At 67.5% G+C, this 24,515-nt stretch carries 23 protein-coding genes and 1 pseudogene; 15 read left to right on the forward strand and 9 right to left on the reverse strand.

Annotated elements, in window-relative coordinates; genetic code table 11:
- Positions 1 to 114: 114 nt before the first annotated feature.
- Positions 115 to 1,476, forward strand: a complete 1,362-nt coding sequence (locus C491_RS00715) for a heme-copper oxidase family protein (RefSeq protein WP_005552995.1) — start codon at positions 115 to 117, stop codon at positions 1,474 to 1,476.
- 84 nt (positions 1,477 to 1,560) lie between these two features.
- Here the strand turns inward: C491_RS00715 and C491_RS00720 are convergent, their stop codons facing one another.
- The 5 genes from C491_RS00720 to C491_RS00740 all read right to left on the reverse strand — a co-directional run bounded on the left by C491_RS00720 (position 1,561) and on the right by C491_RS00740 (position 5,891).
- The gene (locus C491_RS00720; protein ID WP_005552996.1) at positions 1,561 to 2,073 is read right to left on the reverse strand and encodes a hypothetical protein; all 513 of its coding nucleotides are present in this window, start codon (positions 2,071 to 2,073) and stop codon (positions 1,561 to 1,563) included.
- A 147-nt stretch (positions 2,074 to 2,220) separates the two neighbouring features.
- On the reverse strand, positions 2,221 to 2,370 hold the full coding sequence (locus C491_RS00725) for a 50S ribosomal protein L40e (protein ID WP_005552997.1): 150 nt from the start codon (positions 2,368 to 2,370) through the stop codon (positions 2,221 to 2,223).
- Positions 2,371 to 2,590: 220 nt separating this feature from the next.
- Positions 2,591 to 3,100 (reverse strand): DUF367 family protein, encoded by a 510-nt coding sequence (locus C491_RS00730; RefSeq protein ID WP_049891358.1) that lies wholly within the window; start codon positions 3,098 to 3,100, stop codon positions 2,591 to 2,593.
- Positions 3,101 to 3,157: 57 nt separating this feature from the next.
- Positions 3,158 to 3,940, reverse strand: coding sequence for a hypothetical protein (locus C491_RS00735; protein ID WP_005552999.1), 783 nt, complete (start codon positions 3,938 to 3,940; stop codon positions 3,158 to 3,160).
- A 148-nt stretch (positions 3,941 to 4,088) separates the two neighbouring features.
- Positions 4,089 to 5,891: a Rieske (2Fe-2S) protein gene (locus tag C491_RS00740; RefSeq protein ID WP_005553000.1), complete on the reverse strand. Its 1,803-nt coding sequence runs from the start codon at positions 5,889 to 5,891 to the stop codon at positions 4,089 to 4,091.
- Positions 5,892 to 6,071: 180 nt separating this feature from the next.
- On the opposite strand from C491_RS00740, the gene C491_RS00745 reads away from it, so the two are divergent.
- Positions 6,072 to 6,401: a nuclear transport factor 2 family protein gene (locus C491_RS00745; protein ID WP_005553001.1), complete on the forward strand. Its 330-nt coding sequence runs from the start codon at positions 6,072 to 6,074 to the stop codon at positions 6,399 to 6,401.
- Positions 6,402 to 6,449: 48 nt separating this feature from the next.
- Positions 6,450 to 7,100 (forward strand): sensor domain-containing protein, encoded by a 651-nt coding sequence (locus C491_RS00750; RefSeq protein ID WP_005553002.1) that lies wholly within the window; start codon positions 6,450 to 6,452, stop codon positions 7,098 to 7,100.
- 38 nt (positions 7,101 to 7,138) lie between these two features.
- Here the strand turns inward: C491_RS00750 and C491_RS00755 are convergent, their stop codons facing one another.
- Positions 7,139 to 8,332, reverse strand: coding sequence for an MBL fold metallo-hydrolase (locus tag C491_RS00755; protein ID WP_005553004.1), 1,194 nt, complete (start codon positions 8,330 to 8,332; stop codon positions 7,139 to 7,141).
- Between the two features lie 126 nt (positions 8,333 to 8,458).
- Between C491_RS00755 and C491_RS00760 the strand changes: the two genes are divergently transcribed.
- The 6 genes and pseudogenes from C491_RS00760 (at position 8,459) to C491_RS00785 (ending at position 14,726) form a co-directional block, all read left to right on the forward strand.
- Positions 8,459 to 8,740, forward strand: coding sequence for a hypothetical protein (locus tag C491_RS00760; protein WP_005553005.1), 282 nt, complete (start codon positions 8,459 to 8,461; stop codon positions 8,738 to 8,740).
- A gap of 30 nt (positions 8,741 to 8,770) precedes the next feature.
- Positions 8,771 to 9,124 (forward strand): annotated as a pseudogene (locus C491_RS22280) (sensor domain-containing protein); the annotation flags it as partial.
- Positions 9,125 to 9,522: 398 nt separating this feature from the next.
- Positions 9,523 to 9,909: a DUF4212 domain-containing protein gene (locus tag C491_RS00770; protein ID WP_005553009.1), complete on the forward strand. Its 387-nt coding sequence runs from the start codon at positions 9,523 to 9,525 to the stop codon at positions 9,907 to 9,909.
- Entirely contained in the window at positions 9,906 to 11,558 is a 1,653-nt protein-coding gene (locus tag C491_RS00775; RefSeq protein ID WP_005553011.1) for a sodium:solute symporter family transporter, read from the forward strand. Before C491_RS00770 ends, C491_RS00775 begins: the two co-directional genes overlap by 4 nt.
- 65 nt (positions 11,559 to 11,623) lie before the next feature.
- Complete coding sequence (locus C491_RS00780) at positions 11,624 to 13,153, forward strand: stage II sporulation protein M (protein WP_005553013.1); 1,530 nt, start codon at positions 11,624 to 11,626, stop codon at positions 13,151 to 13,153.
- Positions 13,154 to 13,427: 274 nt separating this feature from the next.
- Complete coding sequence (locus C491_RS00785) at positions 13,428 to 14,726, forward strand: DUF418 domain-containing protein (protein ID WP_005553014.1); 1,299 nt, start codon at positions 13,428 to 13,430, stop codon at positions 14,724 to 14,726.
- Positions 14,727 to 14,793: 67 nt separating this feature from the next.
- Here the strand turns inward: C491_RS00785 and C491_RS00790 are convergent, their stop codons facing one another.
- Positions 14,794 to 15,966 carry a PQQ-dependent sugar dehydrogenase gene (locus C491_RS00790; RefSeq protein WP_049891351.1) on the reverse strand — a complete coding sequence of 391 codons (1,173 nt, stop codon included), beginning with the start codon at positions 15,964 to 15,966 and terminating at the stop codon, positions 14,794 to 14,796.
- Positions 15,967 to 16,116: 150 nt separating this feature from the next.
- On the opposite strand from C491_RS00790, the gene C491_RS00795 reads away from it, so the two are divergent.
- Complete coding sequence (locus tag C491_RS00795; protein WP_005553017.1) at positions 16,117 to 17,076, forward strand: succinylglutamate desuccinylase/aspartoacylase family protein; 960 nt, start codon at positions 16,117 to 16,119, stop codon at positions 17,074 to 17,076.
- Positions 17,076 to 18,215, forward strand: a complete 1,140-nt coding sequence (locus C491_RS00800; protein ID WP_005553019.1) for a pyridoxal-phosphate dependent enzyme — start codon at positions 17,076 to 17,078, stop codon at positions 18,213 to 18,215. The genes C491_RS00795 and C491_RS00800 overlap by 1 nt, the downstream gene beginning before the upstream one ends.
- A 43-nt stretch (positions 18,216 to 18,258) precedes the next feature.
- Here the strand turns inward: C491_RS00800 and C491_RS00805 are convergent, their stop codons facing one another.
- Entirely contained in the window at positions 18,259 to 18,537 is a 279-nt protein-coding gene (locus tag C491_RS00805; RefSeq protein ID WP_005553021.1) for a hypothetical protein, read from the reverse strand.
- A 163-nt stretch (positions 18,538 to 18,700) separates the two neighbouring features.
- Here C491_RS00805 and argS point away from each other — a divergent pair, with 163 nt between their 5' ends.
- The 4 genes from argS (at position 18,701) to C491_RS00825 (ending at position 24,280) form a co-directional block, all read left to right on the forward strand.
- Positions 18,701 to 20,488: an arginine--tRNA ligase gene (gene argS, locus C491_RS00810; RefSeq protein ID WP_005553022.1), complete on the forward strand. Its 1,788-nt coding sequence runs from the start codon at positions 18,701 to 18,703 to the stop codon at positions 20,486 to 20,488.
- Positions 20,489 to 20,613: 125 nt separating this feature from the next.
- Entirely contained in the window at positions 20,614 to 21,873 is a 1,260-nt protein-coding gene (gene prf1 / locus C491_RS00815; protein ID WP_005553023.1) for a peptide chain release factor aRF-1, read from the forward strand.
- A gap of 138 nt (positions 21,874 to 22,011) precedes the next feature.
- Complete coding sequence (locus C491_RS00820) at positions 22,012 to 23,337, forward strand: hypothetical protein (protein WP_005553024.1); 1,326 nt, start codon at positions 22,012 to 22,014, stop codon at positions 23,335 to 23,337.
- A 31-nt stretch (positions 23,338 to 23,368) separates the two neighbouring features.
- Complete coding sequence (locus tag C491_RS00825; RefSeq protein ID WP_005553025.1) at positions 23,369 to 24,280, forward strand: universal stress protein; 912 nt, start codon at positions 23,369 to 23,371, stop codon at positions 24,278 to 24,280.
- On the opposite strand, the gene C491_RS00830 is transcribed toward C491_RS00825, so the two are convergent.
- Complete coding sequence (locus C491_RS00830; protein ID WP_005553026.1) at positions 24,243 to 24,488, reverse strand: hypothetical protein; 246 nt, start codon at positions 24,486 to 24,488, stop codon at positions 24,243 to 24,245. The genes C491_RS00825 and C491_RS00830 overlap by 38 nt on opposite strands.
- Positions 24,489 to 24,515: the final 27 nt, after the last annotated feature.

Consider the following 24,515-nt stretch of genomic DNA (forward strand, 5'->3'; position numbering starts at 1 on the left):
CCGAACCGGTCGTCTCCACTCGAGCATCGCGAGGCCCCTCGCTGCGCAGCCCGACGACGTCCGCCGAACCCGTTCGGGAGCAGGGCGACGGTCGACCGGTCCGAACGACGAGGTATGAGCACGATTCCGGACGGGTTGCGGACCGATCGGACGCCACCGATCTCGATCCCGCTCCAGCACTTTCTGGTCGGGCTCTGTTTTCTCGTCGTCGGGATCGGCGCGGGAACGATCCTGTCGGTCACCGCGCTGCCGGGGCTGGCTGACGTCGCCCAGCTCCACCTGCTTCTGGTCGGCTGGATCGCGCTGACCATCATGGGCGCGATGACGCAGTTCGTCCCCGTCTGGTCCGGCGTAGCACTTCACTCGAAGCGACTCGCGACGGCCCAGCTCTGGCTGGTCGTGGGCGGACTGGTCGGCTTCGCGGCCGCCCTCGCGACCGGGTCGGTCTCGCTCCTGCCGATCGCCGCGGGACTGTTGCTCGCCGGCGTGTGGCTCTTCGTCTACACGATCGGCCGAACCCTGCTGCGAGCCCGGCCGCTCGACCGGACGGAGCGACACTTCGCGTTCGCCCTCTTCTGTTTCGCCGCGCTCGCCCCCCTCGGGACGCTGCTCGCGGCCTCGTTCTCGACGTCGGTGCTCGAGAGCCTGCCCGTCACACGAGGCGGTATCCTCCTCGCTCACGCGACCGTCGCGCTTTACGGCGCCGTCCTCGTGACGATCGCCGGCGCACTGTCACAGCTCGCGACGATGTTCACCCAGACGGAGTACGCGACGATCGACCGACATCTCCTCGGACTCGAGGAACTCGCCCTCTACGGCGGCGTCGCGGCGCTTGCCGTCGGCCGCGGGGTCGGTCTCGAGTCCCTCGCCCGCGCCGGCGCGCTGGCGGTACTCGTCGGTGCGGCCGCGCTGGGGCTCGTGATCGCTCGAGCGCTGTTCCGGTCGACCGTCGAGCGCAGCCCGATGACCGCACGGTACTGGGTCGTCGTCGGATCGCTGCTCGCCTGGGCCGTCCTCGCCGTACCGGCGTGGTGGCGCGATCCGACGGGCCAGGCGGGGCTGTTCGGCGCACCCGGAACGACCGACCTGCTCGTCCTCGGCGTGTTCGGTTTCGTCGTCGTCGGCACGCTCTACCACGTGATCCCGTTTATCGTCTGGCTCGAGCACTACAGCGATCGGATCGGACTCGAACCCGTCCCGACGATCGACGACCTCTACTCGAGCCGGCTCGAGCGTGCCGACTTCGGGCTCACGCTCGCCGGCTTCCTCGTCCTCGCGGTCGCCGGACTGCTCTCGCTGCCGACCTGGCTCGCCGCGGTCGGTGGCGCCCTCGCGAGCGTCGGGTTCGCGCTCTTCGCCGCTAATATGGTGTGGACACTCCGCCGACACGGTCCCGGGGGTGTGGGCGACGTCGTCCGCGGAACCGGTAGCGATTCGGAGCCCGACGCGACTGAGGTCGACCGCGTCGGCGATTAGGTCCCCGGACGAATCATTTTCGACCGCACTCCAGGCCGACGATCGATCTTCGACAGAAGAGACGTTGGCGAACGAGCTGACGGTTCAGTCCGAGAGCGCCGACTCGAGCGGTTCGCCCGCTTCGAGCGCCCGTTCGGCCCGCTCGAGCGAGGCCTCGAGCGCGTCGGCCTGCTGGTGCATCGGGTGGACGCGCACCCGAACCCGATCGTACTCGTGTCGGTCCGCGAGCGCGTTCCACGCCCGGAACGACCCCGTGACGAGCGCGTCGGCGATCGGACAGAACGCCGTCGTCGGGGTGAACTCCGCCCGGAGTACGCCGGGGTCGTCGGCGTCGACCGCGTACCTGAAGCCGGCCTCGGGCTGTCGGCGGTCGAGGTTGAGTCTGGCGAGGTTGTAGCCGAAGGTGGCGTCGTACACGCCCCGCTCCTCGAAGAGGTCGTGGGTGAGTCGGTGAAACGCCGCGTGATCCCCGTCCTCGAGGAGCGCGTGGCCCTCGAGGAACGGCCCGGGATCGGGGAGGTGAGCGGGGACGAACTCGTCCCAGCCGTCGAACGCCGCGTTGGCGTCGTCTGATCGGCCGCGCGAGAGCGGGTTCATATCCGAGCGTACGGGCGGCGGCTCCCTGGCCCTGCTGCCGAACGGATTCGGCTACCGCCGCTCGCCTGAGGAGCAACCGACGGAGCCGTTCGAGGTTGGGACTGGAGAGAACTCACTCGAGGATCGAAAACGCCGCAGAGAACCGAGTTAGGCCGCTCGCGGCTCGGTCGCCTTCGGTCGGAGGTTCTTGTAACCGCACTTGCGACAGCGGTCGGAGTCCTTCGCGTTGCGAGCGTTACAGCGCATGCAGATCATCTTCTGGAGCGTCCGGTTTTTGGCGGCGTCGAAACTTGGCATGTCGCTCCGTTGGCCCGTCGTCCATATAACCGCTGTGGTCGCGAACCCGTCCCGAGCCGAATAATTATGTTTCGGCGACACGAATTGTCGTTCGACGCTGCTCTTGTTCGAGCTGCTCACGCTCTGGTACGCCGGTTACCAGCCGCTGCTCGCGCATCGGGAGCGAATCCGTTCACGGCAGTAGCCGATCAGAACGATCGGGTCGAGAGCGACACCGACCCTACGCCGATTCGTCGTCGGCCAGGTAGTCGTCCTGGACCGCGACGACCTCGCTCGAGTCCGCACACTCGCCGTACCGTCGCAACGGCTCCTCGTTTAGCGTCAGGAACGTCTCCCCCCAGCGGAACGGCTCGAGGAGCTCCTCGGCGCGCTCCTGGTCGCCGAGGATACAGCAGGCGGCCGCGAGCGCCTCGACGGTCGTCAGCTGGAACGGACGGCCGTAGTTGACCGGGTTCGCGGCCACCAGAAAGGGCAGCGCGCGGTGGACGCCGTTCATCCGAAAGGCGGCCTCCTCGGCGGACTCCCAGGAACAGTCGAGGGCGACCAGCGTGCCCAGCGCCTCGTCGCCGTCGGCCGGCGAGAGCGCCTGCTCGGCGTGGGGGTTGAGGACGACGCCGTAGGGCACCTGCCGCATGGTACGGTACAGCGTCGCCTCGTCGAACTGCTCGAGTCGGCGCGCGGTGCACTTCTTCGGGTCGTCGTCACCCTCGTAGTAGACGTGACAGTCCACGGTCGATGCGAGATAGGCGCGCCGGTGAGAAAAGCCGGTCGATGCGTCCACGACGACTCAGTTCGCCGTCGCACCCAGTTTCGATCGACCGTGTAACCGGCGATACTCGAGGCCGCCGACGAGCAGCGCGAGCGCGAGGGGAACGAACCAGAACACCGCGTAGGTGAGCATCGGCGACGGCGAGGCGCCCAGGTGGACGGTCTCCTGCACGTAGCGCCACGTCCGGAGGATCGCGAGCGCGAAGCCGCCCGCGACGACCACCGCGGGTAATCGCAGCCCCCACCGGGCAAACAGCAGCGACGGAACCGTACCGAGCGCAATGAGGCCGGCCACCACGAGCGCGAGCATCGCGTACTCGACCGGCTGTGCGGCGAACAGTTCGGTGGCGATCCCGGAGACGCCGTCGCCGGCCGCCTCGGCGACGAGGGTCACTGCGAAGAGGTGACCGATGCCGACCGCGAGACTCGCGAGGAGCCCCCGCCTCGACACCGACTCGAGCACCCGCTTTCGGTTTCGAACGGCGTGCTCGAGGGCAATCAGCACGACGCCGCCGACGGCGACGAACAGGAGCGTGTGGACGACCGCGGCGAACGAGACGAAGTGTGGACCGAGCCCGAGGTCGCCGAGGTGGGGGACGAGCACGAACACCGCGAGCGAGATTGCGACCGCAACCCAGGCGCCGGCACGGACCGCGAGGGCGGCAGCGAGGGCGAATCCGCCCGTCGCGGCGACGAACAGGGTGGTCGTCGACGCCGTAAGCGAGAGGTCGTAGCCGACCGCGCCGAGGTAGGCGAGCATCGCGACGGGGAAGAGAACAAACCCGAGATAGCGAACTCGCATATGACAGCCATACGACCGGTGTGGTCAAAACGGTACTGGCGCTCCCGCCGATACCGACCGCTCCTCGAGGCCATTTCGCCGAGTCCGTCTCCTCGAGCGGCCCCTCGAACTCTCGTCGATGCTCCTGTGCGTGCGTCGCTTCGTCCCATTACCCCTCGTGGATCGCCTCGCCGCGGTTGAGCCGCGCAGCGATCGTAAACGTCTGTTCGGCCTCGCGCCTGGTCGGGAAGTGCGCGGCCATGTACCGCGCCGTCGCGACCATCGGAATTCGCCGGCGGGACTCGAGATGGGACGCCTCGTCCGTCCCCTCCGCCGCGCGCTCGTCCGCGAGGTCGAACTGCCGGACTGCGGCCTCGAAGTTCTGGATCGTGTGGAAGCCGGCGTCTTCCCGCAGGAGCCCGTGACCGAGAGTCCGCTTCAGCTCCCCGGGGTCGCCCCCGCAGTCGAAGAACTCGCCGACGAGCCGCCCCGCCTCGTTGACCTCGCCCTCGACGTTGAACGTCTCGAGCAGGTCCTCGAGAACGTCTTCGGGATCTCGACCGGTCTCGTTCGCACCCGGCTCCGGGACTGGCGCGGGCGGCGTGCTAAGGAAGCGATCGAGGTAGACGCTCATCGCGGCGTCGAAGACTCCCCGGTAGAGCTCGGCGGCGTCGGTCCGGCGGGTCGCCCCGTGAACCGCGTTCGCGTAGGTGAACGTGTGGTGGACCGTGTTCCAGTCGGAGAACTCGTTGGCGGTACCGAACTGTGCGACCCGCATCGCAGCAGCGCCGGCAACCTCGCTCGCGAGCTCCTCGCTCGTTGCGCCTCCCCGAACGGCGTCCGCCAGCGCATCGACGATCGCCTCGGGGTCGTCCGCGAGCAGCGTCTCCCGGAGGTCGGCGGGCGGCTCCCAGTCCGCGTTCGCGGCCTCGGCGACCAGCGCCTCGAGCCCGCTCGTCTCGGTGACGTCACCGCCGTAGACGGCCTCGAGCAGGGCGACGAGGTCGACGGGCTGGCGCCACGACGATCGCTCGTCGCTCCTATCAGCGGTCACCAGCGGCTCGACCAGACTTGCGAGGACGTCGTCGGTGTGCTCCTGGCCGGCGTGCTCGAGGCTCTCGAAGGCCGTGTTCGCGAAGTCGAGCACGTGGCCCGTCGAGAGGTAGGGGTGGTCGGTCGCGGCGGCGAAGACGAGTTCGGCGAGTTCGCGCTCCGAGCGGTCGGCCGCGACGGCGGTTCGCAGACACCGTTCCGCGCCGTCGGCGTCCCGGACCTCGACGCAGTCGCGGAACCAGCGCTTCAGCCGGTCGAACTCGACTTCGCGGGTCGCAAACGAGGGCTGGTCGAAGTTCGGTGGTTCGCCCGCGCAGTCGTTCGCCACGCGGCGCGCGCCGACGTACAGCGCCCGCTTTCGGTCCTCGGCTGCGAGGTCGTCGATCACGTTCGCCAGACAGCCCAGGATCGTCAGCCCGGGTCCCCAGCCGTCCTCGCGGTAGCGGGTGCCGAAGTCGAGGACCGTCGCCGTCGGCTCACGGTGGTCGACGCCGGCATCGAGCAGCCCGATCGTCGCCTTCGCCAGGACGAGCCCGAGATTTTCCTCGAGTCCGGCCTCGAGTCTGCCTGCCCAGTGCTCGTCGGGTGGGAGGTCCTGTTCGGGGTTCGGATTCACGTAGACGTCGCCGTCGCGGATCTCGACGGGGTAGGTCTGAACGTCGTCGGCCCAGGGGTCGAACGTGTCGCCGCAGGCCAGTTCGAACCGCGCGTGATGCCAGTGGCAGGTGAGGACGCCGTCGTCGACGGTCCCCTCCGAAAGGGGAAACCCCATGTGGGGACAGCGGTTGTCGACGGCTCGAACCTCGCTCTCGTGGTGGAATAGCGCCAGCGGCGTCCCGTCGACGCTGACCTGCGCGCGCCCCTGCTCTCGTAGCTCCTCGAGCGGGATCGCCGTCCGGAACTCGTCGGTCGTCGCCATGTGCGTGGAATCGACACGCACGGTCGTAAGGGTTCGCTGAATCTCGCTTTTGTACGGGGAGCGACAGCAGGACAGCAAAACGCGAGCAGGGCAGCAAAACGCGAGCAGGACGACAAAACGCGAGGCAGCGGCCGCGTCCGGACCGCCGCCGTTTTTGATAGTCGGGCCGCTACGTGGGGTATGGACGCCGTCGCCCTCGTCGAACGCTACTACGACGCGCTGGACGCTCACGAGTACGACGCCCTCGAGGACGTCCTCGACCCCGAGTTCGTCCAGCGGCGCCCGGACCGCCGGTTCGAGAATCGGGAAGCGTTCGTCGAGTTCATGCGTGATGGCCGGCCGAACAAGCGGACACGCCACGACCTCGAGGACGTCCTCGTCGACGACGAACGCGTCGCGGTTCGGGGGCGAGTGGTCGACGACGAAACAGGGTCGGCGCTGTTCGAGTTCGCCGACGTCTTCGAGCTCGAGGACGGAGCGATCGTTCGCCTCGAGACGTACAGCCGGTAGCTGGCGACCGAGGGTTTTTGCTGTCAGAATTGAACTGTTCAGCTACCGATGACATCTGTCGCACGAATCGGGCGCGCCGGACGACGGGCGGTCGGCGCGCTCGGCGCCCGCCAGACGTACAAGAACCTCCTGTACCTGTTTCTGGCCATCCCGCTCGGCTTTCTGTACTACTTCACGTTCGGCTTCGGCGTCCTGTTGGGTCTGCTCCTGACGCTCGTTCTCGTCGGCGTGGCGATCCTCTTCGTCGCCCTCCTCGGCGCCAGGATCGCCGCGGGGCTCGAACGACGGCTCGCGAACGCACTACTGGGGCTCGACCTCGAGCGGTACGGGGACGTCGCCGACGCTCCCGGGGCTCGCTCCCGGCTCCGCGCCTATGTCGACGCACCCTCGACCTGGCGGGCCGTCGGCTTCCTCTCGATGAAGACGCTCGTCTCCGTCGTCGCCCTCCTGGGAGTGATCGCGCTCGCGTGGATCGCCGAGCTTCTCCTCGCGCCGCTTCGATACCCCACCGACGCCGAGTTCGGCGAACTCAACGGCGAGCCGCTCGTCTGGACGATCGAAACGGTCCCGGAGGCGGCGCTGGCCGGTGTGCTCGGCGCGGTGCTGCTGGTCGTCTTCGTCCACGTCGCAAACGCGATCGCCTACGTCTGCGGACGGATGAGCGCCGCGTTGCTCGGCGAGCCGGTAACGACTCACTGAGTCGACTCTCGAGCGCCGCCCCGACCGACCGACGGCGCTCACGCCGAACAGTTGTTCGGCCCCATCTCGAGTTCGACCCGATCTTCTGGAGCGAGCTCGAGCGCCCCGCGGTTGCGCTCGATGATCTCCTCGAAGTTCGCCGGCTTCTCGCCGGCGTCGGCCAACCGGTCGACGAACGCCTCCTCGTCGAGCTCGAGAACGTCGATCCCCGTGCGTGCCTCCCGGATCGTCGTCGAGATCTCCCCGCCCGGCGAGCCGTGTTCGAACTCCCCGTCGGCCGTAACGGTGACGTGTCCCGGGAGGACACGAACGCTCTCGGGTTCGGCCAGGATTGTCCGATGGAGCGTCTCGTAGAGCATTCGCGCGCCCTCCTCGCCCTCTCTCGCGGTTCCACCGCTCGAGCCTTCCGAGGCGCGTGGCGCCTCGCCCTCGTCTTCACTAAATTCGAGCTCCGTCCGTCCCGTCGAGTCGACGTGCAAGGTGTCGGCCGTCAGCAGCGCCCGGTCGTCGACGAGGACGTTGATCATCTCGCTCGTGTGGCCCGGCGCGGCGATCGCCTTCAGCTTGCGCTCGCCGACCGCGAGCACCTCGTTGCGCTCGAGGGCGGTGTACTCGACCTCGACGTCGCGCTTCTCGGCCCGTTCGCCCAGGTAGTACGGCACCTCGAGCTCGTCGGCGAGCTGGCGGCCCCCGGAGACGTGGTCGGCGTGGACGTGAGTGTCGATCACCCCGGCGATCGAGAGCCCGGCCTCCTTGGCGGCGACCGCGAACTCGTCGGTGTCCGCGGTGGGATCGACGACGACGGCCTCGCCACTCGACGCGCAGCCGACGACGTAGCCCAGACACCCCTTCGCGCGGCGCTGAACCTGGACGATCCGGGCGTCGCCGGTCCCCTCGAACTCGACCGCGTCGTAGACGCCGCTCCAGCCCTCCATCCCGCCGTCGACGGTTTCGACGTCGTAGGCGTCGGTCGCCGACTCGAGCTGGGTCGCCAAGTTTCCCGAAGAGATCCCCTTCGCGCAGATGGTGATCACCCGCTCCGTATTGCCGACCAGCTCCTCGAACTCCTCGAGGCGGCCGTCGAGCTCCTCCTCCGGGCCGAACGGGAAGTGAAGCGCGCCGGAGACGTGCCAGGATTCGTAGCTGTCCTCGGGACGCGTATCGACGAGCGCGAACTCCTCGTCGCCGTCCTGTAGCTCCGCGAGCCGATCCGCAGTGAGGGTGGTAACCATACGCGAGGTACGCCGGTGAGTCACCTAAACGTCTCTACGACATGTGCCGGCGTATCGGTGCGAAACGGCTCGCGACGCCGACGGCCAGTCGCAACCACTACGACCCCGGACCGGAAACGGACAGCCATGACAGCAGTACGAAACGTCCTCCGCGGGCTGCTCGGCAGCGTGATCGGCATCGTCGTCGTCGGGGCGCTGGCGACGGTCGTCTTCACGGTCGCGATCTTCGTCGTCTCGACGGGCGCGGGGCTGGCCGGCTACGACCCGAGCGCCGACTTCGTGGTCCTCTCGGCGGCGCTGGTCGTCGTCGCCGTCATCCTCACGGGCGGGTTCACGCCCCGGCTGTCGAACTCCGGGTCCGAGGGCTCGAGCGACGACGCCACGTTCGACGATCGGACGTACAACTGATCCTCGCGACGGCCGCGCGGTTCGCGGCTCCGGGCGTACCTCGAGGCTCCCTCGACTTGGCAGGCGGTCGGTTTCATCTCGCTGAAAGTCCCGATCGCGATCGTCGCCGTCCTCGGGCTCTTCCTGCTGGCGTCGGTCGCGTCGCTGCTCGCGGCGCCGCTCCGATATCCGACGACCGCCGAGTGCGGCGGGGTGAACGACGAACCGGCCACGTGGACGATCGAGATGGCGCCCGAAGCCGCGCTGGCGGGCGCACTCGGCGCGGTGGGGTTGATTGTCCTCGTTCACCTCGCGAACGCCGCCACCTACGTCTGCGCCCGGATCTGTGCGGCGCTTGTGGGCGAACCGATGACCGACGACGATCCGACCGCGACCTCGTCGTAGACGTTCCTAACCGTTCATCTCGGTAGTGGCGGTTTCACACCCTTACACGCCGGTCGTCGACTCGAGAGGGGTACCGCGTGTCGCGTTCGATCTCGATCGACGACGTCGTCACTTTCCGGGCGCTTCGTCGCCCGACCTGCTCGTCCCCACATCCGAACTACGGGTGGCGATACTGGTACGTGTTAACTATGAACTTTCCTGCAGGAATCCCGTGCAATAATTGTGATCAAAGTGCGGTTTAACGATCACTATAATTCAACAACGACCCGTATGCGAGACAGCCGCGATACCGAATCCCACTGCGTTCACCTCGAGAGGCGGAAGCCACGACAGCGGCTCCAATCGGGCGGAAAGACGACCGGAACGTCGTTGACCAATTCCACGGTGAGGGCCGGTCGATGACCGACGACGAGACGCCGAACGGTGAGACTGCCGACTACCTCGACAGCAGGATACACATGTTCAAGCCGGCAACGCCGTTTATGCGGGATCACCTGAAGGTGATCTGGGGACTGTTCGCCGTCTGGGTACTGGTCACGTTCGGGCCGGTGACGGCGACCTGGATCGCGACGGACACCATGACGAGTACGCAGGTGTTCGGATTTCAGCTTCACTACTTCCTGACCGCGCTCGGCTCCCCGATCGGCGTGTTCGTTCTGTGTGTGGCCTACGCGTGGCAGCGCGATCGACTGGACGCGCAGTACGGCGTGAGCCACGAGGTGCCGGCCGAAGCCGACGGGGATGCCGGCCAGCACGTCGCTGCCGACGGTGGTGAACGCCCGTGATCGAAGCGGCGGCTCTCGAGATCAACACCGGACTCTTCGACGGCGGTTTCAAGCTCGTTCCGGCGCTGACGCTCACGGTGATGCTGGCGCTGTTTCTCGGCGTCGGCTGGTTCTTCCGCGTCGCGGCGGTCGACGATATGTGGGTCGCCGGCCGCTCGATTGGGGCGATCGAGAACGGGATGGCGATCGCGGCGAACTGGATGAGCGTCGCCGCCTACCTCGGGGTTGCCTCGACGGTCGCATTGCTCGGCTACTTCGGACTGGCGTACGTCGTCGGCTGGACGGCCGGCTACTTCATCCTGCTTATCTTTCTGGCCGCGCAGTTCCGCCGGTTCGGGAAGTATACCGCCCCCGACTTCGTCGGCGATCGGTACTACTCCGACCTCGGTCGCGCGATCGCGGCGTCGACGACCCTGCTGATCGCGTTCGTCTATATCATCGCACAAGGAAACGGACTCGGCCTGATGGCCCAGTACATTTTCGGCGTCTCCTACGAGGTCGGCGTGATTCTGCTGATGGCGATCACCATCGGGTACGTCGCGCTCTCGGGGATGCTCGGTGCGACCAAGAACATGGCACTGCAGTACGTCATCCTCATCGGTGCGTTCCTCCTCGGATTGTACGCGACCGGCTGGACGCAGGGATGGTCGACGGTCGTGCCGTTCGTCGAGTACGGCGAACAGGCGACCGCGATGGCCGAAATCGAGCGCCAGTACACCGAGCCGTTCCAGGACGCCGGGTACTACCACTGGATCGCACTCTGTGTCAGCCTGATCGCGGGAACCTGCGGTCTGCCCCACGTGCTCGTCCGGTTTTACACCGCCGACAACGAGCGCAACGCCCGCTGGGCGACCGTCTGGGGGCTGCTCTTCACCCTGTTGCTGTTCCTGGGAACGACGGCGTACGCCGCGTTCGGCTCGTTGCTGTACCAGGACAACGTCGGCGAGTACACCGAGATGACCGGGACGGAGTCCGACACGCTCGTCGTGCTGACCGCGTACCTCGCTGATCTTCCGGAGTGGCTCGTCGGCATCGTCGCTGCCGGTGCGATCGCGGCCGGACTGGCGACGACCGCCGGCCTGTTCATCTCCGCGTCGTCCGCCGCTGCACACGACATCTACACGAACCTCTACAAAGAGGACGCGACCGCGCGCGAACAGCTGATCGTCGGTCGATCGACGATCCTCGGGCTGGGCGTCATCGTTACCTACCTGGCGCTTAACCCGCCCGCACTCATCGCCGAGGTCGTCGGGATGTCCTTCGCGCTCGCGGGGACCGTGCTGTTCCCGGTGTTCTTCCTCGGACTCTGGTGGGAAGACGCCACTCGAGAGGGCGCGATCGCCGGCATGTTCGTCGGCCTCTTCTTCGGCTTCGGGTCGATCCTCAACGAGATCCTCCCGCAGTACGTCGCCGCGCTCTCCGGAGAGGCGATCTTTCCGACGTTTGCGGTGGTCGTTCCCGCGACATCGTCGTCGCTCGTCGGCGTCCCGGCTGTTATGCTCACGATCATCGTCGTCTCGATGTTCACCGAGGATCCACCCGAGGACGTCAAACGTCTCGTTCGCCAGTGTCACAGCCCCGAACCGATGGAGACGATGCAGTCCGCGGAAGACGTCGCCACGGACGGCGGGAAACCGACCGACGAGTGAGGATCGCGTTCGTCCTCGGCTGAACATTCAATCGATTTTAACCCGGGGAAGACCGAACCGTCGGTATGGCCCTCTCCGAATCCGTTACTGCTGCTATCGCCGTCCTTCGGCGTCGACCGGCAGACATCTTGCCGTTCTACCTGCTCGGCGCCGCGATACCGGCGATCGTCCGCGTCCTTCCGTTCCTGGGGATCGCGGTCGCGTTCGTCTACCTCGAACTGTCTGGACGCTTAGACGCCGTCCTCACCGAGCTCGAAACCGGCGTTCCCGACCCTCCCGACCCCGAAACGGATCCGGAGGCGTTCGATGCCTGGGCCGAGGAGGTCGCCCCGCTGGCCCAGCAGCTGTTGCCGCTCGAGCTCCAACTGTTCGCGGCTGCGGTCATCCTCGCCTCGATCGTCCTGGCGATAACCCTCTACGCAGCCGTCTCGGCCGCCCAGCTCTCGGCCTGTTACGGGCGACTGCGGGACGACCGCGGGCTCGTCATCGGCCTCGCCGGCGCGGGGCGGTTCTGGCTCCGCTTCGTCGGGCTCTACGTTCTCGAGATCGTCGCCTGGCTCACCGTCGGGACGATCGCGCTCGTCGGCGCCGTCTTGCTCGGTGCCGCCCTCGCGCCTGCGACCGGGGCCGGTGTCGCCGCCGTCGTCGTGGTCCTGCCGACCCTTCTCGTGGCGGGCCTCGCGATCGCGGCGATTCGAGCGGTGTTCGCCTTCGCTCCCGTCGCCGTCGTCGTCGACGACGCGGGCGTGTTCGGCTCACTGTCTGCGACCCTCGGCTTCCTCCGTCGACACCCGATCGCGGCCGGCTTCTACTACGTCCTCGCGGTCGGCGCGTCGGTCGCGCTGTCGGTCCTCACGGGACTGCTCGTGGTCGCCGAGGTAGCCTCCCTCGGAACGCTGCTCACGACGCTGATCGTCTTCCCGTTCCTCGATCTGCTGAAGACGGCGCTGTACGGCGGCCCGAAGGACAAACTCTCCCCGCCGTCGGCCCCGGAGCGTCCGTTCCGGAGTCGCTTCGCGGACGGGCTTCGCCGAGGTTGGGCCGAGATGTTCTCGTTCGTTCGGGCGACGCCGTTCTTGCACGCGTTCGTCGTCGTTGCCGCCGTCGGCACGTTCTGGGCCGGCTGGGAACTGGCCGAGCCCCTCGCGGGGACGGTCGAGACCTCCATCGACGAGCGCCTCGAGGGGCACGTCCCGCCGACGGCCGCCCTCGAGTTCTTCGGGAACAACTGGATGGTGGCGTACACCACTGCCTTCGGCGGGCTCGCCCTTGCGATTCCGGCGCTGTTCTCGCTCGCGTTCAACGGGGTCGTGCTCGGCGCCGTCGCCCGCCTCGAGGTCGAGATCGTCGAACTCGCGGCGTTCGTCGTCCCCCACGGGATCCTCGAGGTGCCCGCGATCTTCGTCGCCAGCGCGCTCGGGCTCTGGCTCGGCGCCGTCGGCTGGCGGGCGTTCCGCGGTCGCGCGAGCCGACAGGACGTCGTCGAGGCCCTCGAGCGGGCGTTCTGGGTCGTCGTCGGCCTCGGGATCGTGCTCGCGGTCGCGGCGTTCATCGAGGGGTTCGTCAGCCCGTACTACTACCAGCCGTTCATCTAGGTCCCCGCTTCCAGTTACAGAGCACGCGAGACGGCGGGAATCGTCCGCAGTACCGAAAACGGGCTCCCGAAGAGATAACAGTACAAACATATACGGCGTCGTTCGTATCTGTCCGTATCATGTCACAGTCCGCACGCGCGGCGGCTCTCGAGGACTCGATTCCGCGGGCTGTAGCACGTGTACGACGAAGCTCGACTGAAGATCGACTCCCTTCCCCGCCGGACGGCGAACTCCCCCCGACAGGTTCGAGTGTCCGGTATCAGTACGTCGGCGAATGACTGACGAACACGGCGGTTCGGCGTCGGCTGTGACACCCCACGACCCCGTGACGACGCCGGCTCCGGACGATCCCGAACCGACGGCGCCGACCGATCGCATCGTCGCCCTCGACGCGCTTCGCGGGTTCGCCCTGCTCGGGATCCTGGTGATCAACATCTGGCTGTTCGGCATGCCGGCGGTGGCGGCCATCAACCCGGCTCTCTACGGGAACTTCTCCGGGATGGATTACCTCGCCTGGCTGGTCAGTCACGTCTTCTTCGAGCAGAAGTTCGTCACGCTGTTTACGTTCATGTTCGGCGCCGGAATCGTGCTGTTCCTCGAGTCGAAGGACCGAAAGGAACAGCCCGGTCGGCGGCTCCACTTCGCCAGAACGTTCTGGCTGCTCGTCATCGGTCTCGGACACGCGTACCTGCTCTGGTACGGCGATATCCTCGTCCTCTACGCCCTCTCCGGCTTCCTCGTCGTCTGGGTGTGGCGATGGCAGCCCGCCCGCCAGTTCGCCCTCGGCATTACGATGTTCGCGATTCCCTCGCTCCTCTACCTCTTGGCTGGCCTGGGTTACTTCGCGCTCCCCGAAGACGGGCGGGCCGAACTCGAGGCGGAGCTGCTCGCTTCGTTCGGCGGCGGGTTCTCGCCGGAGCGGGAGATCGAAATCTACCAGAGCGGCTGGGTCGATCAGCTGGCCCACCGGGTCCCCGTCCTCTTCGAGTTCCACACGCTCGGATTCCTCTTCGAGGCGTTCTGGATGCTCGGCGGACTGATGATTATCGGCATGGCGCTCTACAGGTGGGGCGTGATCTCCAACAGGCGGAGCACGCGCTTTTACCGGCGCCTGTTCGTCGGCTCCGGCGGAATCGGGCTCGCGCTCGTCCTCGTCGGGGTGTGGGTTCGGGAGGCGTTCGCCTGGGAGACCCTACCCGTGATTACGCTCGCGTTCCAGTTCAACTACTGGGGCTCCCTGCTGCTCGCACTCGGCTACCTCGCGGGGATCATGCTGCTCTGTCGGTGGGCCCGTGACGGCGTCGTCGTCGGGGCACTGTCGGCAGTCGGGCGCACCGCCTTTACGAACTACCTGCTCCAGACCGTCCTGGCGACGACGATCTTCTACGGCCACGGACTCGGCCTGTTCGGACAGCTGAGCCGCGTGGAGCTGCTCGGCATGGTCGTCCTGATCTGGGCGATTCAGATCCCGCTGTCGGTGTGGTGGCTGGAACGGTTCCGGTTCGGACCGGTCGAGTGGGTGTGGCGGACGCTCACGTACCGAAAGCGACAGCCGATGCGTCTCGAGGACTGACGCCGTTCTCACCGAAGTACGGAGATAGAGTCGCTACGACTCGCGTTCGCCCCTCGAGACAGTTGTCCTACTCAGGCGTCAGTCGAACGATCGGGGCGTCCGCGTCGTCGACGGCGACGTACAGCACGCCCGTCTCGGGGTGGGTCACGACGTCCCGGATCCGCCACCCCTGTCCCTCGAGCAGCGGATCGACTTCTTCGACGTCGGTCCCGTCGACGGTGAACCGTCCCAGGTACTCGCCGGCGAGGTTGCCGACGAACAGGTCGCCCTCCCACTCCTCGAAGGCGTCACCGTCGTAGAACGTCATCCCTGCGGGCGGGAACCCGCCGCTGTTGCACTCCCAGTAGTAGACCGGGTCGACGACGTCGTCGCGGTCGTCGAACTCGTCGCCGACGGGGTCGTCGGTGCCGTACTCGCAGCCGTAGTGGACGACCGGCCAGCCGTGGTTGGCGCCTTCCTCGACGATCCGGAGCATGTCGCCGTCCTCCTCGCCGTGTTCGGACTGCCAGAGCTCGTCCGTCTCGGGGTGGATGGTCATCCCCTGGGCGTTGCGGTGGCCGTAGCTGTAGAGTTCGTCGAGGACGTCGTCGTCGTCGAGGAACGGGTTGTCGTCGGGGATCGAGCCGTCCGGCTCGAGGCGCAGCGTCGATCCGATGGCGGTGGACGTATCCTGAGAGTAGTGATCGGGGCCGAACTCCTTCGAGCCCCGGTCGCCGACGGTCACGTAGACTGCGCCGTCCTCACCGAAGACGACGCGGGAGCCGTAGTGGTCGGTCGCATCGAGAAACGGCTCGACGGCGTACAGCTCCTCGAGCCCCTCGAGGCTCCCCGACTCGAGGTCTAGCTCGCCGCGGCCAAGGGCCGTCGTCGACTCGCCGTCGCCGTTGGCCGTCGCGTAGGTGAGATAGAGCCACGGTTCGTCCGGAAAGTCGGGATGGAAAGCGGCGTCAAGTAGCCCGCCCTGGCCCTCCGCGTACACGTCCGGCACGCCGTCGACGTCCTCGACGTCGCCGTCGTCCGGGTCGAGGACTGAGAGGGCCCCTTCCCGTTCGGTCACGAGCAGTCGGCCGTCGTCCGGCACGACCGAGAGGCTCCAGGGGTGTTCGAACCCGTCGGCGACCTCCTCGACCGCGAGGTCGTCGTCGCCGTCGCTGTCGTCGGTCTCGAGCACGCCGGCGCAGCCGGCAACGGTCGCCGAGAGGGCACCGCCGGACGCCGCGAGGATCCTACGTCGATTCACGCGATAGTCTCCGATTCGGCCGGCTAAAAGGCTTTCACGGCGTTTGCCATCCCGTCGCCCTCGAGACCGCCGACCGCTCGCTCGAGCGATTCCGGTGGTAGTGAGGTCTAACCGAATCCATAAAGGCTGACGGGTTCAACCCCTCTACACATGACAACGACGCTCGGAACGGCGAGCGCGGATCCCGGCGAGATCGACACGGGTCGCCTCGAGGTCGGCGAGACTCGAGACGGGAGCCCGTTCGGTCTTCCCGTCGCCGTCGTAAACGGTGCGGACTCCGGAAAGACGCTCTACATACAGGCAGCCAGCGACGGCGACGAACTCAACGGCGTCGGCGTCGTCCAGCAGGTCGTCCCGCAGCTCGATCCGACGGAACTCAGCGGCACGATCCTGATCGTCGGCATCGTCAACTACCACGGGTTTCAGGTCGCCGAACACCGCAACCCGATCGACGATACGAAGATGAACCGGGCGTACCCGGGTAACGCGGCGGGCACCTCGAGCGAGCGGATCGCAGCGGCCACCTTCGAGGCAGCCACCCGCGCGGATCTCATCCTCGATCTCCACCAGGGGTCGACCAGCCGGATGATCGACGAGGTCCGCGTTCGCTGTGGCACCCGCCACCGCCTCCACGGCGAGTGCCTCGAGCTCGCGAAGGTCTTCGGCTGCGGCTACATCCTCGACCAGAAGGGCCCCGACGGCCAGCTCGCCCGTGCGGCGCCCGACGAGGGGATCCCGACCGTCGACCCCGAACTCGGCGGCTGCGTCGGCTGGGACGAGACGAGCATCCGGAAGGGCGTCGAGGGCGTGTTCAACGTGCTTCGCTACTACGGCTTCCTCGAGGGCGAGCGGAGCCCCGAACCCCAGACGCGCGCGAAGGGATTCGAGCAGTTCGGCGCGCCCGCCGGCGGGCTCGTCGATCTCGAACCCGACCTCGGCGACCGGGTGACCACCGGTGACACGCTGTTTACCGTGACGACGCCGTTTGGCGAGCCAAAGCAGACGGTGACCGCCGACAGCGACGGGATCCTCTGGCGGAGCCGTCGACTTCCGCAGGTCGCGACGGGGGAGTACGTCTGCTCGGTCGCAACCGACATCGACGAGTACTGATGGCGAGCGACCTCGTCTGCCCCGACTGCGACGCCGTCTACGCGGCCGGCCCCGACGAGCCGTGGCGCTGTGACTGTGGACGTCCGCTCGAGTTCGCCGACCGACTGCTTCCCGACGATCCGAGCGCGTTAGCACTCGAGCCGGGTCGTGGCCTCTGGAACTTCGCACCGTGGCTCCCGATCGACGAGCGGGTCTCCCTCGGCGAGGGCTTCACCCCGCTGGTCGACGCCCCGGAGTGGGACGCCGCGTTCAAACTCGAGTACGTCTTCCCGACGGGGTCGTTCAAGGACCGGGGTGCAACGACGACCCTCTCCCGGGCGGCCGAACTCGGCGTCGACCGCGTCCTCGAGGACTCCTCGGGCAACGCCGGCGCCGCGATCGCGACGTACGCGGCTCGAGCCGGAATCGGCGCGGAGATTTACGTTCCCGCGGACGTCAAGGCGGCGAAGCTGGGGGCGATCGAGCGAACCGGCGCCCGACCGGTTCGAATCGAGGGAACGCGCCAGGACGTCACCGACGCCTGCATCGAGGCGGTCGAGGGCGGACGCGAGGACGACCGCGACGGCGCCGCCACCCGACAGACCGGCGACGGCTGGTACGCCAGCCACGCCTGGAACCCCGCCTTCTACGCCGGAACGATGACGTTCGCCCTCGAGATCGCGGCCCAGCGCGACTGGACGGCGCCCGACGCCGTCGTGCTCCCGCTCGGTCACGGCACGCTGTTTCTGGGCGCCTACCGGGGTTTCTCGCTGCTGTCCGAGGCCGGGATCATCGACGAGCTGCCGCGGCTGCTCGCCGCACAGGAGACGGGCTACGCGCCCGTCGCGAACCGCTTCGGCGAGACGGTCGCGGCCGAACCCGGCCACACCGAGTCCGTCGCCGACGGGATCCAGATCGTCGAGCCCGCCCGCCTCGACGAGATCCTCGAGGCGATCGAGCGGACCGACGGCGACGCCGTCGCCCTCGAGCCGGCCGCAATCGAGGACGCCCTGGAGCGGCTTCACCGCAGCGGGTTCTACGTCGAGCCGACCTGCGCGGTCGCCCCGGCCGCCTTAGAGCGCTACCGCGAGGACGGCGTGCTGGACGCTAATGCGGACGTCGTCGTCCCGCTGACCGGCAGCGGGTTAAAAATCGAGTGAGAATCGTGCGGTTACAGCCTCTTCGCGCTCGAGTCGACCGGAGTTAGGCGAAGGTGAGACCCTTCTCGAGCTTCGCGTACAGCTCCTTCTGCTGGAAGTACGCCGCGGCGCCCAGCAGCGTCGGGGCCCAGAGACCGACGAACAGACCGGCGACCTTGTCCTCCTTGAGGTAGAACAGGTACCACGAGTACGCGACCGACAGCGCGGCTGCGACCGATACCGGGTCCCCGGACGAGAGCGGCGTCTCCTCGAGCGCCTCCAGTTCGTCGAACTCGGATTCGGACTCGGACTCGGATTCGTCAGATTCGGTTAGCGTCGTCATGCACTCTCCGGAAGGAACCACTACGGTTGATGTTGCGGCCGTCCATTTCAGGGCGCGAACACGAATCGCCCGACGGGGCCGACGCCACAGTTCGAAACCGAACCTGCCGCGGTCCGGAACGGAACCCGACATTCCTTTACTTGCCCCCTGAATACGGGCGGGTATGTTCCTCTCCCTACGCGCGGAGGTCGAGAGCGCCCTCGAGACGGCGCTGTCGACGCTCGACTACCCGACCGACGATCTCGGGATCGAAGAACCGCCCGAGGACGTCGACAGCGTCCTCGCCTCGAGCGTGGCGTTCCGGCTGGCCGGCGAGGCCGGCGCCCCGCCGCCACAGGTCGCCGCGGCGGTCGCCGACGAGATCGACGCCGACGAGCTGACGTACGTCGCGTCGATCGAGACGCAGGGGCCGTACCTCAACTTCCTGCCGAGCGAGGCCTACCTCGAGAATACGCTCGAGACGGCGACGGCAGCCGACTACGGCGCCCTCGAGGACCGCGGCGAGAGCGTCGTCGTCGAACACACCAGCGCGAACCCGACGGGACCGGTCCACGTCGGCCGCGCGCGGAACCCGATCATCGGCGACGCCGTCGCCAATCTGCTCGACTACGCCGGCTACGACGTCGATCGCCACTACTACGTCAACGACGCGGGTCGGCAAATGGCCGTCTTCACCTGGGCCTACGAGACGTTCGACGAGGACGATCTCGAGGGCGAACCCGAGCGGGATCGCCCGGAGTACGACCTCGTGCGCTACTACCGCAAGGGCAACGCCTTCCTCGAGAACGCCTCGGAGCCGAAGGTCGCCGACGCGGAGGCCGAGATCGAGTCGATCATGCAGGGTCTCGAGGCCGGCGACGACGAGGCCTACGAGCGGGTCAGCGAGGTCGTCGACCAGGTGCTCGGCGGGATGAAGGCGTGTCTCGCCCGCCTGCCAGCGGAGTTCGACGAGTTCGTCAAGGAAACGCGGTTCATGCGCAACGGCGACACCGACGACCTCGTCGCCCGGCTCAAGGAACTCGACGAGGCGGTGTACGAAGAGGACGCCTGGCAGCTCGAGCTCGACGCCCACGGGATCGAGAAGAACCTCGTCTTCCTGCGGGCCGACGACACCTCCCTGTACCCGACGCGGGACCTGGCCCACCACGAGTGGAAGTTCGAGAACTACGACAACGCGGTGACGGTGCTGGGCGAGGACCACACCCTCCAGGCCGACCAGCTCCGGACGACCCTCGAGCTGCTGGGCAACGACACCGAACCGCTCCGGCAGGTGCTGTACTCCTACGTCAACCTCCCGGAGGGGAAGATGTCGACACGTCGCGGGACCGGCGTCGACCTGGACGACCTGCTCGACGAGGCGATCGACCGCGCCCGCGAGGAGGTCGAGGAGCGCCTGGACGATCGGATCCGCGACGACGACCTGGACGACGAGGACGTCGAGCGCATCGCCCACCAGGTCGGAATCGGTGCCGTTCGGTACGACATCGTCTCGAAACAGCCCTCGAAGGCGATCACCTTCGAGTGGGAGCAGGCGCTCGACTTCGAGGCCCAGTCCGCGCCGTACGTCCAGTACGTTCACGCGCGGTGTTGCGGTATCCTCGAGGAGGCCGGCCTCGACTCCGCGGCCGACCTCGAGGGCCAGGATATCGATCTCGAGTCCGTCGCCGCCGACCTGCTCGAGACCCCCGAAGAGCGGGAGCTGCTCGAGACGATCGCCCGCTTCCCGGCGGTCGTCGAGGAGGCGGCCGACGACCTCCAGCCTCACCAGATCGCGACCTACACGCGCACGTTCGCCGACCGGTTCAACGCCTTCTACCGGGAGTGTCCGGTGCTGGCCGAGGACGTCGAGCCCGAGGTCCGGGAGGCCCGTCTCGCGCTCGTGGCGGCGTCGAAACACACGGTCGCGAACGCCCTCTCGATCCTGGGCGTCGCGGCCCCGCGTTCGATGTAGGCCCGCGGCTCACAGTAGGCCGACAGATCACAGCCCGCTCCGGTGCCCGCGGGCCGCGTGAACCATCGACGGACGCGTAGCGCGTGTCAAAGGATACTTAGCCACAGCTCCGTTTTGTACGCCCAATGAGCCAGGAGGCCGAACAGGAGCAATCCGACCGGAAAAAGTACGAGTTCCGGAAGGTCATCGAGGATCTCAAGGACTTCGACGGCTCCGGCACGCAGCTCGTCTCGATCTACATCCCCGAGGACCGCCAGATCAGCGACGTCGTCGCACACGTCACGCAGGAACACAGCGAGGCGGCCAACATCAAGTCCAAACAGACCCGAACGGCCGTCCAGGACGCGCTGACCAGCATCAAAGACCGGTTGCGCTACTACGACACCTTCCCGCCGGAGAACGGGATGGTGATCTTCTCGGGCGCCGTCGACTCCGGCGGCGGCCGCACCGAGATGGTCACGAAGGTCTTAGAGAGTCCGCCACAGCCCGTCGAGTCCTTCCGCTATCACTGTGATTCGGACTTCCTCATCGAGCCGCTCGAGGAGATGATGGCCGACAAGGGCCTCTACGGGCTGATCGTCCTCGACCGTCGAGAAGCGAACGTCGGCTGGCTGAAGGGCAAACGCGTCGAGGCGGTCAAGTCCGCCTCCTCGCTGGTGCCCGGTAAGCAGCGGAAAGGTGGCCAGTCCGCCCAGCGATTCGCCCGGTTGCGCCTCGAGGCGATCGACAACTTCTACCAGGAGGTCGCCGGCATGGCAAACGACCTGTTCGTCGCCAAACGCCACGAGCTGGACGGGATCCTCGTCGGCGGCCCCTCCCCCACCAAGGACGAGTTCTTAGACGGCGACTACCTCCACCACGAGATCCAGGACAACGTCATCGGCAAGTTCGACGTCGCCTACACCGACGAGTCCGGCCTCAAGGACCTCGTCGACAACGCCGAGGACGCGCTGGCCGACGCCGAGGTAATGAAGGACAAAAAGCAGATGGAGGAGTTCTTCGAGGAACTCAACGCGGGCGACCTCGCCACGTACGGGTTCGAGCAGACCCGACGCAATCTGATGATGGGCGCGGTCGACCGACTGCTGATCAGCGAGGACCTGCGACGGGACGTCATCACCTACGACTGCGAGGAGTGTGGGAACACCGACCGCGAGGTCGTCGATCGACGGAAGGCGACGCCCGAGCACAGCTGCACCGACTGCGGCAGCGAGGTCGAGGCGAGCGACGAGGACCGCGAGGACGCCATCGACCACCTCATCGAGATCGCCGAACAGCGCGGCACCGAGACGAAGTTCATCTCGACGGACTTCGAGAAGGGCGAACAGCTCTACAACGCCTTCGGCGGGTTCGCCGGCATCCTCCGGTACTCCACCGGCGTCTGAGACTCGGCGTAGGCACCGATTACGAGGGCCTCCTCGACTGAACGGCTCGTTTTCGACTTCCGACGATCCGTGAATCACTCCTTATTCGGGTAACGATCCCAGGGAGTTATCGCTCCGGCCAGACGCCCCTCGAGCACCATGTGGGGGGACCGACAGCTGCGACGATACGGACGTCGTCGCGTCCTCGGCGGTATCGCGGCCGGAGCAGTGCTCGCGGCGACGTCGGTCGCCGTCGGTCGAACTCGACCCGAAGGCGTCGGGGTTCGGCTCCGCGAGACGAACGCGCCCGTCGCGGCCGGCGAGCGCCTCGAGGTGACGGCCGATCTCGAGGGTCGAACGGAGACGACGGTCGACGCGCGCCTCGTGGTCGGGCACGACCCCGAGACGGTCGAGGAGCGATCCGTCGCTCTCGAGCCCGACGAGACGGCGTCGATCACGCTCGGCTACGAAACGCCCCGCGTCCGGCGTACCCAGTCGTTTCCGGTGCGACTCGAGGCCGGCGCCGACGCCGACGAGCGAACCGTCACCGTACTCGGCACTGACGACGGCGAGAGCGCGGCGATCAGGCCCGACGCCGACGAGATTACGGTGCAGCCGGGTACCACAGTGCTGTTCGAGGTCGCGGCGGGACGGCGGCTCGAGCCTGCCGACCTCGAGTGGGAGGCCGACGACGCGATCGCGGGCGACCTCGCGCTCGCGAGCGACTACACCTTCCTGACGGGAACCGGGGCCTACCTCGCGGCGCCCGAGGCTACCGGAAGCTACGACGTCGGCGCGACCGTTCCCACGGAGACGGGATCGGCGAGCCACGACTGGATCCTCGAGGTCGATTCCACCGGTCGAGAGCCGCCGACGATCGAGTCGTTCGACAGCGACCCCGATGCGGACGCGACCGTCGGGGTCGACGACGTCGTCGAGAACAGGCTCGTCGCGCGCGATCCCGAGGGGCGGCTCGACCGCGTCGTCTGGATCGAGGGACAGAACCGGACGGTGCTTCGAGTCGACGACCTCGAGGGGGAACGCGACGAGTCGACGCTCGCCCGGATGGGTCCGGGCTGGGTCGCCGCCGGCTACCCGACCGGGGCACGGGTCGTCTGCGAGGACGGCCGAACGAGCGCGGAGGCGGTCGTCGACGGCCCCGAGATCAGACCCCCGTTCGCGGTCGAGATCGTCGGCACCAACGAACCCCTCGAGGGCGGCGATCGGCTCGAGATCACGGTCGAGGTCGAGAACGAGGGCGGAATGATGGTCGTCGGCGACACGACCCAGGAGATCGAACTCCTGGTCGGGACGGATCGCGAGCGGGTCGACACCGCTGCCGTCACCGTGCCGTTCGGAACGACCGAGACGGTCACCCTCGGGTACGAGACCTACCCAGTCGCTACCGAGGACACATTCCCCGTTCGGGTCGAGAGCCCCGACGACGCGGCCGAACGTACCGTTACCGTCGACGCCAGCGGGTGAGCCTTTTGCCCCTGGCCCGCGAACGTGTGGTATGGGGGAACAGTACACTATCCTCGTCGCGCTGTCGAACCCCGCGGCCGTCGAGCAGCTCCTGCGAACGGCCTCGGACCTGGCAACCCGACACGACGGTCGCATCCACGCCATCGCGATCGAGCACAAGCCGGTCAACTCTCCGTTCTTGCTGTTCTCCGACGATTACATCTCCGCGGAGTACGCCGAGGAGAGCACGCAGTTGCTCGAGCGAGCCGAGGGCGTTTCGGACGTGCCGATCACGACCGACCTCCGGGTCGGCAGCGACGTGCCGGGAGCCATCCGGGACGTCGTCGACGAGGTCGGCGCCGACGTCTTGCTCATGGGGTGGCGCGAACGCGCCAGTACCGCCGACGCGGTTCTGGGAACGTCCGTCGATCCCGTGTTGCGCCGACCCCCGTGTGACGTGCTGGTCGAGCGGATGGGAACAGTTGCCGACGGTGTCGACACCGTGCTGGTCCCGACCGTTGGCGGCCCTCACGCGGGCCTGGCCAGCGACGTCGCCGCGGCGATCGCCGCGATGAACGGCGCTCGAGTCACCGTCCTCTCGGTGATGACCGACGAGGGACCGATGGCCGACCGAGCCACCGCGCAACGACGCCTTCGCCGCGCCGCAGCCTCGTTCCCGGCCGTGCCGGTCGACCAGCGGCTCGTCGACGCCCCCTCGTCGACGACGGGGATCCTCGAGGCCGCGGCCGACCACGATCTGATCGTGCTGGGTGCGACCGGCACCGGACTGGTGCGCCCACCCGTGATTGGTTCCGTCGCGGACGCCGTCGGCCGCGAGGCCGAGTGTCCGGTCATCATCGCCAAGTGTCGGGCGGAGTCCCGGCTCGATCGGCTGCTCGAGCGGGTTGGGTCGCTCCCCGAGTCGATCAGAGCGTCCCCCGAAGGCGGACGGCGTCGTCGGTGATCTCCTCGATGCTTCCCGCATCGAAGGGGTGGGCGGCCGTCCCGTCGGGTCGAAGGCCGAGTTTGGCTCGCAGCGTGGTCACGATCGTCGGATCCGGATCAACGTACCCGTAGCCGTCGTCGACCCGAACGAGTCGGCCGACCGCGGTCCCGTCGGCGTTCAGCACGCGTTTTCCCTCGTCGACGCTCGTGAGTTCCGTTCGTTCCATATCGAATCGTTTGTGACCGCTTCGCGC

The sequence above is a fragment of the Natronococcus amylolyticus DSM 10524 genome (assembly GCF_000337675.1).
In the GTDB taxonomy this organism is placed as follows: Archaea; Halobacteriota; Halobacteria; order Halobacteriales; family Natrialbaceae; genus Natronococcus; species Natronococcus amylolyticus.